Raw genomic sequence first — 14,517 nt, 5'->3', positions numbered from 1 at the left:
GGGCACAAAACATCTCTTATACATTTGGGCAAGAAGATTCTGGGCCCGTTACATGTTGAGATTTACAGGAGTACCCACCGCCATGGAGAACGGCATCAATACCCCCGGCGAGCAGCCCCAGACCCCCGCTGAGGAGCAATCGACGGACCCCGCACCTGAACCCGCGGCCGTACCCGCGCCGAGCTCGGCCCCGGTGGCCGAGCCTCAGGCGAGTGCGCCAGCCACCCCTTGCCCCTCGCTCGTATTTCCCATTATCGCCACCGTGCTCTGCTGGCCGATCGGCCTGTTTGCAATTCTGAAGACGGTCGCTGCGCGTAAAGCCGCGGACTCTTTCGACACTGCCGCCGCAACAAAAAACGCCGGCACCGCAAAGACACTTTCGATAGTGGCAACCTGCTTCGGAGCCCTGGGCTGGGTTCTCAGCGTCATGGTGCTCATCATTTCGGTGAACCTCGCCGCATCAACCTACGATTTCGGCGATTCCGACGAAGAGGCACCCGTCTACTCCGATTCGCTGGCGGACGGCCCAACGAAAGAAATCACCTTTAAATTGACGGTCGCTCAGGGAACCGCGGTTCACGAGTTCAGTGGCACGCTTGGTGGTACCGAGTTCGAAAACAGCAACCATGCCGACAGTGAGTTCGAGAAGTCGTTCACCAAGACAGTCCTGGTCGACAGAAACTCAACTGACTTTTCCGTTGATGTCTTCACCGATACGTCGGGCGTAAAGGTGAGCTGCGAAATTGAGGTCGACGGCAAACTGGACGCCAAGAATTCAAGCGAAGACTCAACCTACTGCTATCTAGGCATGGGTGTTGAGAGTGACGAGGCCGAAACAAAGACCGACACCGAGAAAGATTCCGCCCTCTCGAAGGCTCTCACCCCGCCCACCTACACGATCGGTGACTGCATCAACACCATCACAACCGAGAACCTTGGAACCAGCTCAGAGAAGGTGGACTGCGCCGAGCCACACGATGGTCAGGTGACTCACGTTGAAACACTTCCCCGCGGTGACTATCCCGGAGACGAAGCAGTGAGCGCGCAGGCCAACACGGTGTGCATCGGTGACTCCTTCACCACGTTCGTTGGCATTCCGTTCACGGATACGCAGCTGTCGGTCGCCTTCTTGTATCCGAATCGGCTCAGCTGGCTGACGGGGTCCCACGACATCACCTGCCTCGTGAACGAGGGGGAGGGCAAGACCACCGGATCGCTGCAAGGCGCAGCCCGGTAACAATCTCGGGGCGTGGGTTTGATCGGGTGCCCGGCATCTGGTCAAACCCACGCCTTCGCGCGGGCCTCATGGCTTATCCGCGCCGAGCCGACGGGCTTGAGAGGTGGACCCCTCTATCTCTCAAGCCCAGAAGTCGGCTAGCTGCTCGGCGATCATTTTGCCCCGGTTGTGGCCCCGCCGAGCGCCAGGGCCCGATTGCCCGAGTAAGGACTTGCCTTACACATCGGGCAGCGGATCCCCCATCAGTGCCCGGCAGCGTTCCATGAGCGCGACACTGGCGAGTGATTGATCGAGCGGACGCAGCGGCGACTCCGTGAGGCCCGCGTCGATGCAACGGGCTACTTCGAGTGCCTCCCAGAACAGTTGGGTGTGCGCAAGGCGGGGCTCGTCGTAGTGCAACTCTCGTCCGTCGTGGAAGCGCACGGTCACCGGCCCCGGATGGTAGAACGGTGATTCGAGAATCAGCGTCGCCTCGGTCCCCGCAATGTACGCGGTGGAGGGAGTATCGGCCAGCATCGACGCAGTCACCGTCGCCTGCCGCCCCGCCTCGTCGGCCAGGATCGCGTGAAACTGTCCGACCGAGCCGTGCACTGCGTGTCGCTGCCCACCCGCTGCCAGAACCCGAAGCCCCGGCAGCACCTCATTCACAAACATGAGCGGGTAGGTGCCCAGATCGTTCATCGCACCGCCGCCCTGCGCAGGATGTAGAGCCCGGTGATGATCGACCAGGCGCTCTCCCAAGTTCGCGTGCACTTCAACGACCTCGCCAAGCATGCCCTGCTCAAGCACCTGTCGCACGACCGAGAAGCGTGGCAGTGCGAGGGTCCAGACGGCCTCCATCACAAACAAACCCTTGGAGCAAGCCAGCTCAGCCAGCGCCATTGTGTCTGCGAGACGAGGTGTCATCGGTTTTTCAACCAGCACGGGTTTTCCTGCCTCAAGCGCGAGTGCAGCGTGCGCGAGGTGATCAAGGTGTCCGGTTGCCACATACACAACGTCGGCTTCGCTCGCCACGACTTCTTCATACGAGCCGTAAGCGTGCTCGATGTCGTGTGCTGCCGCGAACTCTTGGGCGCGGGCAAGGCTGCGGGATCCGACCGCCACCACCCGCTGATTGGTCGATGCACGCAGGGCCTGAACAAACTGGTTTGCAATCCAACCACTGCCAAGAATGGCCCAGCGCAGCGACGGCCCGCTGTGCGGATCGAGCACCTGTGGTCTTGGCAACTCTACCCACCCGCGCGAACTAGCCGCGCCGCGCATGTTTTGTTCAGCACTCATCGGGCACCCTCCGCTCATACGCACCGGCCGCCGAAACGCATCGGCCTCGCACCGGCCACCGTTGGTTGGACCCTGTCCTCATCGACGCGGTTGACCACTGTGATTACTCGTACGCGCCAGGAACGTTTTGATCCCAGTCGATAATGGACCCCGTGACAACCCCGCTGCGCTCACTCAGCAGGAAGACCACAGCGTCGGCGATCTCGTCGGGCTGGCCGAGTTTGCCCATGGGCTGCGCAGCCGAGGCCTTAATGAGCCAGTCATCTTCGGCGTCGTGGAAAGTCTTTTGAGTGACGGCCTCGCCCGGCGTCGCGGTCCAGCCGATGTTGAGGCCGTTGATGCGGATGCGGTCGAAGCGGTGCGCAAACGCGGCATTTTTGGTGAGGCCAGCGAGGGCCGCCTTCGACGCGACGTACGGCGCAAGATAGGGCTGGCCGCCGTGCATCGACATCGTGATGATATTGACGATGGTGCCGGGTGCCCCGCGATCGCGCATGTTGGCCACGGCACCCTGCATGGTCATAAAAGGCACGACTGTATTGAGGTTCAGGTGCTCGTTCAGCAGCTCACGGGTTGTGTCGAGCAGCGTACCGCGGCTCGTGGCTCCCGCCGCGTTCACCAGGCTGTCGACGCGGCCAAAGCGCGCGATGGTGTCTGCTACGGCGCGCTCTGCCTCGCCCGGCACGCTCAAATCGGCAATGATCGCGACTACCTCGGTACCCGCCACCGATCCGCTCTCACGAATCGCAGCAATCGCGACCTCAGCTTTCTCAGCGCTACGGCCCACAATGGCAACCCCTGAGGCACCCTCGCGCGCGGCGGCCTCGGCAATGGCTCGACCGAGCCCCTGGGTGCCTCCAGTTACGAGCACAACCTTGCCCTGCATGAGTGCCTGCATCGCCATTACTCCTTCACGTTTGATGTTGGTTTGTGAGGTGACCTCAGTCTTGCAGGCGCCTCAGACATTCATCGAGTGCTACGCAGCCACCCCGCGAATAAACTCGACGCTGCGGCGAGCATTCTCCAATGCCACCACGGCGTCCTCATCAGACTCGATCACCGTGTCTTGCTCAAGCACGTACCAACCGTCGTATCCAGCTGCAGCGAGCGCGGCCACAATCTCGGCAACGCGCGCATCACCCTCACCGAGCGCCTGGTACATGCCCTGTCGCACGCCCTCGCGATAGTCAATCTCGCCCGCACGCACACGCCCAGCAATGGCCAGGCTGACGTCTTTGAGGTGAGCGTGCACGATGCGGTCGGCGTAATCCCGAACCAACTCGACGGGATCGCCACCGGCGAGTGTGTAGTGCCCCGTGTCGAGGCAGAGCCCGATCGTGGATCCGGCGAGCACCTGAGCAACCGCTTCGGGGCGCTCCACCACCGTGCCCAAGTGGGGGTGGAGCGTCGCCACAACACCGACGGCAGCCGCGGTGCGCTGGGCTCGATCCAGGTTGTCGAACAGCGTCTGCCATTCTGCCTCGGTGAGCTCAGCGGCACCGTCGTAACCCTGCTCGCCGGTCACAGCTGACAGCACAATCGTGCTCGCTCCTGCGGCAACATACGCCTCAAGCTCGCGCTCCATCGCGGGCAGCGGATCCTCGACGGCTTTGTGCAGCACCACCGGATAGAAACCGCCAACGGCGCTCAGACCGGCTTCTGCCAACACGGCTGCGCGCTCGGCGGGGGCGTCAGGCAGAAACCCCTCCGGCCCGAACTCGGTTGCCGTGATCCCGAGCGACACCATCTCTGCGAGAACCCGCTCGCGATCCAGCTGCAGACCCCAACCGGGAACCTCAATCACTCCCCAGCTAATCGGGGCCGATGCGATGCGTGCGTTCATGTGCGGTGCTTTCTTTGAGGAGTGGTTGGGATCGGGCGCGGGGGATCGGGATCAGCTCGCGAGTGCCGCGGTGGTGCCTTCTACGGGAACGCTCGACTCCCAGCGGCGCTCAGCGGCTGAGCGCTCGGCCGCCGAGATGACCTGAGACGCCGAGAGCGCGTCTTGAATGTTCGAGTTGAGCGCGGCGCGGCCCGCAACGGCCTCGAGAAACTTCTTCGCCTCGATCACCTTCAGGTCGTCGTAGCCCATTGAGGTGCCAGCGCCCGGCTGGAACAGCCCAAAATCACCCATGCCGGGGCTAGCCATGACCCGGGTGTAACCCTGGTGAGCAGCGCCGAGGCCGCTCGAAATGTGCAGCTCGTTCATGCGCTCAAAATCCCAGTGGGCGGACCCGTTGGTGCCGTAGACCTCGATGCCGTAGCTGGCGCGGGGCCCACGGCAACGCGCGAGGCTTCAAGCGTGCCGACCGCGTCGGCGGCCACCGCGTCACCGCGCAGGCGCACGAGCATGCCTGCGTAATCTTCGTTCTCGACCGGCTTCATCTCACCGTTCTCGATCACTGCGAAGTGGGTGCCGCTTCCCATGGGCAGTTCGGGGCGCTCTGTGTAAACGGTTGAGGTGATTGCGCTGACCTCGGCAATGGGGCCGAGCGTGTATTGCACGAGGTCGACCAGGTGGCCCATGAGGTCACCGAGCACACCTGACCCCGCGAGGTTGCGCACGAAGCGCCACGACAGCGCTCCTCGTGGATCGGCCGAGTAATCGGCAAACATGTTGCCGCGCACGTTGGTGATGCGTCCGAGCTCACCATCTGCGATGAGCTTCTTCAGGTGCTCGACAGCTGGAGCGTGGCGATAGTTGAAGCCGATGGAGCTCACAACGCCGGCCTCGGCGGCCGCCTCGGAAACCGCGCGGGTCTCGTCCTCGCCGCGCCCAACGGGCTTCTCGACCCAGAAGTGTTTGCCAGCCTGAGCCGCGGCAATCGCGATCTCGGCGTGCAAGAAGTTGGGAGCGCAGATCGAGACAACATCGACCTCGGGGTCGTTGAGCACCTCGTGGTAATCGGCCGAGGCACGCTCATATCCGAGCACCTCGACGGCCTCTGTGGCACGCTCCGGGGCCGTGTCGGCCGCGTGCACAAGACGCGGGCGGATCCCGAGCTGTGGATAGATGTAGCGCAGATTGGAGTAGGCACGGCTGTGCAGTTGGCCCATCCAGCCCACACTGATGAGGCCGACGCCGAGTGTGATGGTGCCATCGTCGTTCTTCTGCATCGTGCGGGCCCCATTTGAGTGTCAAAATCGGCAGCGTCATCGCTGGGTCCATTAAATATGGACCGGTCCAAATTGTAATTACGTCATGTAGAGGATGTCAAGCGGGCGTGCGGGTGCTTCAGCCTGCGCGTGAAGCCGGGGCTAGAGGGCCCGTGTATTCCTTTTCTCCCCAGCTCCACGAGCGGTGGAGGGGTATATGACCAAGTACATGATGAGACCCACCACCGCGATCACAAGACTGACAAGCGCAACAATCAACAGGGGGGCAGCGGAGAAATCCATTTCCGGGTGCTCATCCGCTTGGTTCCCCGAGTCCATGCCCCAGATAGTCACCACAATCAGCATGCCGACTCCGAGCCACAGCATGGGCGATGCGAACTTTCTCATGAGCAATATCCGTATCATCTGCGTGCCGCTCAGAGCGGCACTGGTAGACAGCTATAGCTGCCGACACTACCCGTGTGCCACTCGCAATAACTGAGAAATTTCTAACGAGCCTTAAGCGCACGATACGCCACAAAGCACAGCAGTCCCACAGCCACCAGCGCAAGTGCTCCCACGGGCAGTAACGCGACGCCCGATCCGGCCAGGATCGCCCCTCCCACCAGCGCACCCACAAAACTGCCGAGGTTACCGGCCCCGAGGGCAACGACGACGCGAGCCGCGGATATTTGCGCAGCTCCCGCATGTAGAGTACCTGACCAGACGGACTGATACCACCAAGACAGACCCCAATGAGCAACACGGCCACAACCACGAGCACCCGCCAGTGTCTGGCACGAGAAACAGCGCCGCGCCTGAGGCCCCGGCGAGTGCCACACCGCAGAACGCAATGCCCGGCGTGCGGTCGGCCAACCACCCCGAGCCGAGGTTGCCGAGGTTCATGCCGACACCAAACGCCAGCATTGCAAACCCCGTTGTGAGCCAGACATCACCGGAGCGGGCGGCATCCACCACGGGCGCAATATAGGTCACGATCACAAAGCTACTCGCGGCTGCGAGCACCGCCGCACAAATCAGCAGCAGTAGGCGCCGCTTGCGCACGGCGCCGCCCAACTGAGCCGCGGCCGCGGCGGCTTCATTAGGCAGCCTCACCAACATCAGTGCCACAAACGGCACCGCAAAGAACAACGTGACGATTCCACCGAGGATCAGCCGCCACTCCCCGCCAGCACCGAGCGCGGTGAGCACGGGAACACCCACAAGATTTGCCGCGGCCAAGCCCCGTGCACAACGGCGGCACCTCGCCCGTACCTGCCACCTCCAAGCAGGTGCGCAACCGCCATCGCGCCGACCCCCAAGTAGCTCGCGTGGGCGAGCGCCGAGAGAAAACGAAAGGCGATAGCAATCGTGAGGTTTGGGGCGAAGGCCGTCAGCAGAGTAAACAGCAGCATGCCGCCCGCACACGCAAGCAGAGCACCCCTCTCCGAGAACCGTCGGGTGAGGATCGGGGTCGTAAACATACCAACGACCACCCCGAGAGCATAGGCCGATGCAAGACCTCCGGTTGCGGCGAGCGCGGCATCAGGATCGCTGCGACTCAGTTCGGGCAGCAGATCCGCGGCGATTTGCGGCAGCAAACCCATGACCAGGTACTCACTGACGCCGATCCCGAACCCACCGCACGCGAGGGCAAAGATGAGGAATCGCCGCCCGGCATTACTGGTCGCCACGCTGTACCTCTTTCTCTCCTGCTTGCCCGAAACTCGCTACCCCGTCACACCCACGACGAGCGCCCAGATTACCGACGAGAACCTCCCTTAACCGCACGTTGGCAGGGGGTCCGCTCGTCGGTAATCTGGGCGCTCGCGGCGGGCTCAGGCAACCAAACAGCTACCTGCCGTCGTCCTCCGGAGGCACCACCGTGACAACCTCAGTCACGGTGATTCGACCGACTCCAGCAGAGGGATCCTCTTCGATTTCGTCGCGGATCGTGCGCACCGTGTCTGTGCTCGTGCCAACCTGGCGCAGTTCGTGCACCAGTTGCTCAAGCTCGGCGCCACCCGCCATCAACCCGGTCAGCTCCTCGAGCGTGATCTCGGATTTCTCGTGGTAGCCAATGCTCTGGCCACGCTTCAGCAGCAGGAAGCGGTCTCCCACCGGGTATGCGTGGTGCGGGTTGTGTGTAATGAAGATGACACCGAGGCCGCGATCCCGAGCCTGAATGATGTAGCGCAGCACCACCCCCGACTGCTTCACGCCGAGCGCCGCGGTGGGCTCGTCGAGAATCAGCACCTTCGCACCAAAGTACACCGCTCGGGCGATAGCCACACACTGACGCTCGCCACCCGAGAGGGTGCCAATAGGCTGATCGACGTCGCGCAGATCAATGCCCATGTCGAGCAGCTCTTTCTTTGCGGTCTTGCGCATAAAGTCAACGTCGAGGCGTTTGAACGGACCCCAGCCCTTCGTGACCTCAGAGCCCAGAAAGAAGTTGCGCCACACGGGCATGAGCGGGGCAACCGCGAGGTCTTGGTAGACCGTGGCAATGCCGTAGTTCAGTGCCTCACGCGGTGAACCCAGCTTGACCGTCTTGCCCTCGATGAGAAACTCACCGTCGGTGTGCTGGTGCAGACCCGCGATGATCTTAATGAGCGTCGACTTGCCCGCTCCGTTGTCGCCGAGCACACACATGACCTCACCGGCAGCCACCTTGAGGCTCACATCGCGCAGGGCGATGATGTTGCCATAGCGCTTTTCGGCGTCGCGCAGCTCAACCAGCGGCACGGTTTTGGTATCGGTTACGGCGTTCATTTTTTGCCTCCCCTCGCAGCACGGCGCTGGAGTGTGTAGTTCAGCACGGTCGCACCCAAGAGCATCGCACCGAGGAAGAACTTCAACCAGTCCGGGTTCCACTCCGCGTACACAACACCCTTGAGGGCCATGCCGTAGATGAGCGCACCGATCGCGCCACCGATCGCGCTGCCGTAGCCACCCGTCATGAGGCAGCCGCCAACCACCGCAGCGATGATGTAGAGGAACTCGTTGCCGATGCCCTCACCCGACTGCACGGTCTTGAACGCAAACAGCTGGTGCATGCCGAGCAGCCACGCGCAGAAGCTGACGCCCATGTATAAGAAGATCTTGGTGCGCACCACCGGCACACCAACGGCGCGAGCCGCATCTGGAGCGCCACCACTCGCGAAGATCCAGTTGCCTGCTTTGGCACGCTGCAGGATCCAGGTCGCTACGAGGACGAGCAGAATCCAGTAAAACACCGTGATCTTCACATTGACACCGAATACCGGGATGTCTGAAGCGAAGACGGCCGCGGCCGACTCAAACCCGGGCCAGCGCTCAATCGACGGGGCAGCAACCCCACCCGTGATCAGTCTGGTGACACCGAGGTTCAAGCCGGTGACCATAAAGAACGTTGCCAGGGTAATAATGAAGCTCGAGAGTTTCGTTTTTGTGAGTAGCCAACCGTTGACGAAGCCAAGAAGCAGCGAGGTGCACAGGCCGATGATCACACCGAACCAGACGTTCCCACCGAACCAGTAGAGAAATAGCGAAGAGGATAGCGCCGAGAACACCACACCAACGCCGGCGGAAAGGTCAACTTCGCCGCCGATCATCAGCAGCGAAACACCGACGGCCATGATGCCGACGGTCGAGGCACCGTAAAGGATCGTGGCGATCGACTCCGGCTTGCTGAATTGGGGCGCGACGACCGTGAACATGATTGCGAGGACCAGGGCCGCGGCGGTGGCCCCCGCCTCTGGTTTGGTGAAGAAACTCACAAACCAGTTGGCGGAGGCCAGACGCTCGTCAGCCTTTGGGGCTGTTGCAGTAGACATCAGTGTTTCAGATTCTTTCGGGGTGACGGTTACTTAGCGTCTTCGAACTGTGCCGAGACCGTGTTGAGGTTGTCCTTATTAATGATGGACGGACCGGTCAGCACGGCCTGGCCGCCACCAAGCACGTAGCCACCCTGCTTGTAAAGGCGCACAGCTTCGACCGCAGAGTATCCCTGCAGCCACGGCTGCTGATCCGAAGCGAACACGACGCGGCCATCACCCAGTGCCTTATAGACGTCCGTGTTGAGGTCGGTCGTCGCGAGCTTTGCACTGCTCTTCGCATCTGTGATCGCGTCGATCGCGGTCATAGCGAAGGGTGCGCCGAGGGTGACAACAAAGTCGATGTCAGCGTTGGTCTGCAGCTTCGAGGTGATCGTCGAGGCCACGCTGGTCATGTCTTGACCGTTCACGTAGAGGATCTCGGAAGCTCCCTTGTAGGTGTCCTTGAGCCCGGCGCAACGCGCCTCAAGACCCACGTGACCCTGCTCCTGAATCACACAAACAGCTTTCTTCGAGCCCTCTTTATTGAGCTGCTCGCCGACGGCCTGGCCCGCGATGAACTCGTTCTGGCCGAAGTGTGCGAGTACACCCATTGCCTTGTACTCTTCTTCGCCGGCGTTGATACTAAAGACCGGAATGCCGGCGTCGACGGCCTTCTTCACCTCACCAGACATAGCATCGGCCTTGGCCAGTGTCACAACAATGCCGTCGACCTTCTGGTCAACGGCCTGCTGCACCAGCTGCGCCTGGCGAGCACCGTCGGGGTCAGAGCTGTAGAGCAATTCGATGTTGTTGAGATCTGCCGCGTTCTCTGCACCTGAGCGGACGATGTCCCAGAATGTATCGCCGGGGGCCTGGTGCGTGATGAGCGCAACCTTCAGCTTTTCAGTCTTCGGGGCGCCGCTACCACTTGCGTCACCGGTATCCTTAGCAGCAGGGCTGCCGCAGGCCGCAAGGAGTAGGGCACTACCGGCAGCAATCGTGGCGAGGCCAAACCTCATCCAGCGGGTTTTTCGTGATTTCAACATCGCTTCACTCCGTCGTGTAATTGAACTAATGTCGTTACAAAGCTTTCGCTCGCTTTTTACAGTACCGTAACTTTCGCGGTCAGGCGAGTCCAATACTTCGACATGACACTTCGCAGCAGGATAATCCTGGTCTGTCGATCAGCCGATTCTTGAACATCGCTGAGCGATTCTGCAGTCGCTCGAGCAGGGTCAAACGCGCCAAGAGTGGCATCGAGATGCTCCCGTACGCCATCCGCACCCTCCCGCACAGTACCGAGCACACTTTCTGGGTCAAGACCGATCAGCCAAATAGCTCACACGAAGAAGTCCTCGTCGATTTCAATGATCTTGTAGGTTTCTTTGACCTGCACACCGACACCGTACCTGATCATAAGTTTCATGAGGCGTTTGCCGTCTATCAGTATGATCCGTGTGGGCACGTTTTCCGCATAGGCTAGGGCACCTTCTGAGAAGCGGCTGGTGGTGATAAAAACACCGCTGTCCGCTTTGCCACTAAGCGCACCGACGAAGGCTTGGAGGTCTGGACGACCGACCACGTTCTCATCTTTGTAGCGCTTCGCTTGAATATAGACGCGGTTAAGACCCAAGACATCCTGGTCAATCACGCCGTCGATCCCGCCATCATTACTGAGTTGGGTTACGTTGCCCGCCCCAGCGGTACCGCCGTATCCCATGGCGAGCAACAAATCGACCACTGCCTGCTCAAAGAACCCAGGTTCTTTCCCCTGGAGCCGTGCCAGAAGATCCGCTGCAACCTCTTCATGAATACGCTCAACACCGCTCTGCACTTGTTCGGTAGGAGTCATCAACGACTCCTCAACGTCGGCAGCGAGTTCAGCGCTCTTCGCACGAGGGGTGCTTGCCTGGTAGATGCGGATTGGGGAGCTCGGGTCTTCACCAAGCGCCTTGATATCCCGCTCCTTCACCCCGTTAGGGAACAATTCGATGAGGTGTCGACCTGCGTCTTCAATTCGGTAGTGCCCCCGCTTCGGACGGTTGATCGCACCCACGCTCGTGAGAAAGGAAACAGCCCAGCCAATCCGATTCTGGTACTTGAGCTGACCGCCCGAAGGAAGCATTTCCTTCCGCTGCGCATCATTGAGCTGAACAAGATCCGCAACAAGAGGTTGGAAGTCACGCCAGTGACGAACAGTCCCGTCGCTCATCACTTTGAGCGTCGGGATCATAAAACCCTCCCAATTGGGCATGGTCTCCATCAGATGTTCCTCTCGAGGTCAGCGGTGAACACTTCGTATGCACTCTCTAGCCTCATCACTTGCCCTCGATCCCATGTTGAACGCGTTTGATGGTCTCCAGATACGCTTCTTCAACCTCGTCCAGTGCAACATCGAGCTGCGCACGGTACTTCGTGTACTCGCCCTCGGCATGCGTCACAGCCTGGCGATGGCTGACGCTTCCGGCACCGGGGAGTGTCTGCGCGTCCATCGCCACGATGAGACGGTCAAGGTGGGCGAGCCAGCCCTTCATGTATGTCGGCTCATGGTTCTGAGCGCGGAACTCGGCCGCGTCGAAGTATGCCGAGACGAGCGTATTGAGCTTCTTTAGCTCGGTCTCTTCTAGGTAGTTCTTCGCCACGGAAACATCCGCTTTGCGCGGGCGGGATCCAGTGAATGAGGTGAGGCCCATGTTCGGCTTCGTCGCATCGGCGCGGGTCACGATAACCTCGGCTGCTGTGCGTCCGTGAGCAGCGTAGTGCAGTTTGTTCTGCACGATTTTAAAAAACTCGGCTGACTCATCAGCCTTCGGATCGTAGTCGATGCTGGTCGCGTAGAGGTCCAGCACTTGCCTGTACAGCACTTTCTCGCTGCTACGAATGTCACGGATGCGTTCCAGCAACTCACGCCAGTACATGCCTCCGCCGAGGTTCTTGAGCTTCGCGTCGTCCATCGTGAAGCCTTTGACCAGGTACTCCCTCAACCGCGCCGTAGCCCAGATGCGAAACTGGGTAGCGACTTTACTCCTAACTCGGTAGCCGACTGAGATGATCAGGTCGAGGTTGTAGAAGGGAATCTCACGGGTCACCTGACGGGAGCCCTCAGTGCGAACCTGTCGGGATTTCCGACAGGTTGCCATCTCATCGAGTTCGCCTTCCTCGTAGACGTGCTGGATGTGTTCGACGATGTTCGTACGGGAGGTCTGAAACAACTCGGCGATCTGCTGCTGGCTTAGCCACACCGTCTCGGCATCGAGGCGCACCTCAAGCGCGGGTGCGCCGTCGTCTCGCTGATAAATGATCACCTCACCGGAATTTTCCTCCGTCATGCCGCACCCCCTTCGAGGTCAGCAAGGATCGCGTCGATGGAAGTTTGCAACTCGATCCGGCGGGCACCTCTGCCTCACAAATCGTTCGCGATCCACCAGATCGTCTTGTGCAACTCAGCGCGCTGAGCCTCTTGGTGATGGGTGCCATGCGGTTCGCCTCCTGCGCCGAGGCGCTTCTCAAGTTGTGTTCGTTGGCTTCTTCGAGCCTACCGGCGGCCACCGACACCAACGATTTGCTGCGCTGCCCCCAGGTCTCGCTCATCGAACACGGCGATTATCAAAAGCGCCGCAAGGCTCCTACCCCACCCGCACCCCATCAACCCGCCGCCCAATCCCGAGCGGATTCGCCTCTTGCAGTTCAGCCGGAAGCAGCCCGTCTGGCACGCCCTGGAACGCAACCGGACGCACAAACCGCTCAATCGCTGCCGCACCCACAGAAGTTGTACCCACGGCCGTCGTCGCGGGATACGGGCCGCCGTGCTGCTGGGCGTAGGTAACTGAAACTCCAGTTGGCCACTGATTCCAGAGCACACGGCCTGCCTTCTGCGCCGCCTCGTCGAGCAGTGCCGGTGCCACAGCATCGGACTCTGCGGCGAACACGGTAACGGTCAGCTGCCCTGAAAGCACAGCACAGAGCTCGAGCAATTGTTCTTCGCGGTCATACTCCACAACAAGGGCGGTCGGCCCAAACACCTCGGCAACCAGCGATTCAGGATCGGCGAGAACCGCTGCAATGTCGGCGCGCAACAACGTGGGAGTGGGTGGATCGGCGAGCCAGCCGTCATCATCGCACACGATCCGGTCGATCTCAGCCCGTCCGGCAAGGTCGCGAAGTTCCCGCACGTAGCCCTCTTGAATGCGCGGGTTCAGCAGCGCCGCTGTAGCGGGGAACACGTTTGCGGCGAGCCGCGCGGGAACCCCCGCGCGGCGCGGCACCACAAGCACCCCCGGTTTGGTGCAGAACTGCCCCGATCCCGCGGTGAAGGAAGCAACAAAACCCTCAACAAACCCCTCGCGCGCAGCGCCTGCCACCGTCGCAAACACCGGGTTCACACTGCCGAGTTCACCGTAGAACGGGATCGGCTCAGGCCTCGAAGATGCGATGTCGAATAGCGCCCGACCGCCCGGAATCGAGCCCGTAAACGCGCCGGCCTTCACGAGCGGGTGTTCGAGTGCGAGCCGCCCCGCTTCGGTGCCGGTAATGAGGGCGAAGAGCCCCTGCGGCGCATGGACCGACTCAAGCGCCGCAACCACAACCCGCGCCGTCGCCGCGGAGAGTGCCGGGTGCCCGGAGTGCCCCTTCAACACAACACTGCAGCCCGCGGCGAGCGCGGAGGCGGTGTCGCCTCCAGCGACCGAAAACGCGAAGGGAAAGTTGCTCGCCGCAAACACCACAACCGGGCCGAGCGGAATGAGATACCGACGCAGATCGGGCCTGGGCGCACCCATGGGCCACTGGGGTCAGCATGGTCAATGCGAGCGTCGAGGTAACCACCCTCGGTAATCACCTCGGCGAACAGGCGCAGCTGAAACGTGGTGCGGGTGAGCTCTCCCCGTAGCCTCGCCTCGGGCAGGTTCGTTTCACGCATGCCAATCGGTACGAGTTCGTCGGCAGACGCATCGAGCGCGTCGGCGATGGCCGACAACGCGGCCGCCCTCTCAAGAGCCGGGGTCTGTCGCCAGCGGGTCGCGGCGCTGTCGGCTGCGAAGACGATCTCTTCAAGTGCTTCGACGCTGGTGGGTGCAGTCACGGCCACAGCTGTACTGGCCATCG

General features: G+C 61.4%; 16 protein-coding genes and 1 pseudogene. 1 reads left to right on the top strand and 16 read right to left on the bottom strand.

Features of this window, described 5'->3' with window-relative positions; all coding sequences use genetic code 11:
* Positions 1-82 precede the first annotated feature (82 nt).
* Entirely contained in the window at positions 83-1,237 is a 1,155-nt protein-coding gene (locus G7066_RS00880; protein WP_166328340.1) for a CD225/dispanin family protein, read from the top strand.
* A gap of 216 nt (positions 1,238-1,453) precedes the next feature.
* Here G7066_RS00880 and G7066_RS00875 read toward each other — a convergent pair whose 3' ends face one another.
* From G7066_RS00875 to G7066_RS17185, 16 genes and pseudogenes are all read right to left on the bottom strand, one after another.
* Complete coding sequence (locus G7066_RS00875; RefSeq protein ID WP_244303118.1) at positions 1,454-2,518, bottom strand: Gfo/Idh/MocA family protein; 1,065 nt, start codon at positions 2,516-2,518, stop codon at positions 1,454-1,456.
* Between the two features lie 103 nt (positions 2,519-2,621).
* Positions 2,622-3,416, bottom strand: coding sequence for an SDR family oxidoreductase (locus tag G7066_RS00870; RefSeq protein ID WP_166331833.1), 795 nt, complete (start codon positions 3,414-3,416; stop codon positions 2,622-2,624).
* A gap of 78 nt (positions 3,417-3,494) precedes the next feature.
* Complete coding sequence (locus G7066_RS00865) at positions 3,495-4,361, bottom strand: sugar phosphate isomerase/epimerase family protein (RefSeq protein ID WP_166328338.1); 867 nt, start codon at positions 4,359-4,361, stop codon at positions 3,495-3,497.
* 51 nt (positions 4,362-4,412) lie between these two features.
* Positions 4,413-5,635: pseudogene (locus tag G7066_RS00860) on the bottom strand (Gfo/Idh/MocA family protein).
* 141 nt (positions 5,636-5,776) lie between these two features.
* Complete coding sequence (locus tag G7066_RS00855; RefSeq protein ID WP_166328336.1) at positions 5,777-6,022, bottom strand: hypothetical protein; 246 nt, start codon at positions 6,020-6,022, stop codon at positions 5,777-5,779.
* A gap of 101 nt (positions 6,023-6,123) precedes the next feature.
* Positions 6,124-6,252, bottom strand: coding sequence for a hypothetical protein (locus tag G7066_RS16740; RefSeq protein ID WP_280116183.1), 129 nt, complete (start codon positions 6,250-6,252; stop codon positions 6,124-6,126).
* Between the two features lie 13 nt (positions 6,253-6,265).
* A complete protein-coding gene (locus tag G7066_RS15445; RefSeq protein WP_244303116.1) occupies positions 6,266-6,826 on the bottom strand; it encodes a hypothetical protein in 561 nt (186 codons plus the stop codon).
* Positions 6,787-7,308 carry an MFS transporter gene (locus tag G7066_RS15440; protein ID WP_244303115.1) on the bottom strand — a complete coding sequence of 174 codons (522 nt, stop codon included), beginning with the start codon at positions 7,306-7,308 and terminating at the stop codon, positions 6,787-6,789. The genes G7066_RS15445 and G7066_RS15440 overlap by 40 nt, the downstream gene beginning before the upstream one ends.
* A gap of 160 nt (positions 7,309-7,468) precedes the next feature.
* On the bottom strand, positions 7,469-8,389 hold the full coding sequence (locus G7066_RS00845) for an ATP-binding cassette domain-containing protein (protein ID WP_166328334.1): 921 nt from the start codon (positions 8,387-8,389) through the stop codon (positions 7,469-7,471).
* A complete protein-coding gene (locus G7066_RS00840) occupies positions 8,386-9,432 on the bottom strand; it encodes an ABC transporter permease (protein WP_166328332.1) in 1,047 nt (348 codons plus the stop codon). Before G7066_RS00840 ends, G7066_RS00845 begins: the two co-directional genes overlap by 4 nt.
* A gap of 29 nt (positions 9,433-9,461) precedes the next feature.
* Entirely contained in the window at positions 9,462-10,460 is a 999-nt protein-coding gene (locus G7066_RS00835) for a substrate-binding domain-containing protein (protein ID WP_166328330.1), read from the bottom strand.
* Positions 10,461-10,516: 56 nt separating this feature from the next.
* Positions 10,517-10,720, bottom strand: a complete 204-nt coding sequence (locus G7066_RS00830) for a hypothetical protein (protein WP_166328328.1) — start codon at positions 10,718-10,720, stop codon at positions 10,517-10,519.
* Between the two features lie 33 nt (positions 10,721-10,753).
* On the bottom strand, positions 10,754-11,677 hold the full coding sequence (locus tag G7066_RS00825; protein ID WP_166328326.1) for a restriction endonuclease: 924 nt from the start codon (positions 11,675-11,677) through the stop codon (positions 10,754-10,756).
* Positions 11,678-11,732: 55 nt separating this feature from the next.
* Positions 11,733-12,743 carry a virulence RhuM family protein gene (locus G7066_RS00820; RefSeq protein WP_166328324.1) on the bottom strand — a complete coding sequence of 337 codons (1,011 nt, stop codon included), beginning with the start codon at positions 12,741-12,743 and terminating at the stop codon, positions 11,733-11,735.
* Between the two features lie 297 nt (positions 12,744-13,040).
* Positions 13,041-14,135, bottom strand: a complete 1,095-nt coding sequence (locus G7066_RS00815) for an aldehyde dehydrogenase family protein (protein WP_341873898.1) — start codon at positions 14,133-14,135, stop codon at positions 13,041-13,043.
* Positions 14,045-14,494 (bottom strand): aldehyde dehydrogenase family protein, encoded by a 450-nt coding sequence (locus G7066_RS17185; RefSeq protein WP_341873822.1) that lies wholly within the window; start codon positions 14,492-14,494, stop codon positions 14,045-14,047. Before G7066_RS17185 ends, G7066_RS00815 begins: the two co-directional genes overlap by 91 nt.
* Between the last annotated feature and the right edge of the window lie 23 nt (positions 14,495-14,517).

The sequence above is a fragment of the Leucobacter coleopterorum genome, from assembly GCF_011382985.1.
Taxonomy (GTDB): domain Bacteria; phylum Actinomycetota; class Actinomycetes; order Actinomycetales; family Microbacteriaceae; genus Leucobacter; species Leucobacter coleopterorum.
This window is presented reverse-complemented; position numbering and strand designations above follow the sequence as displayed.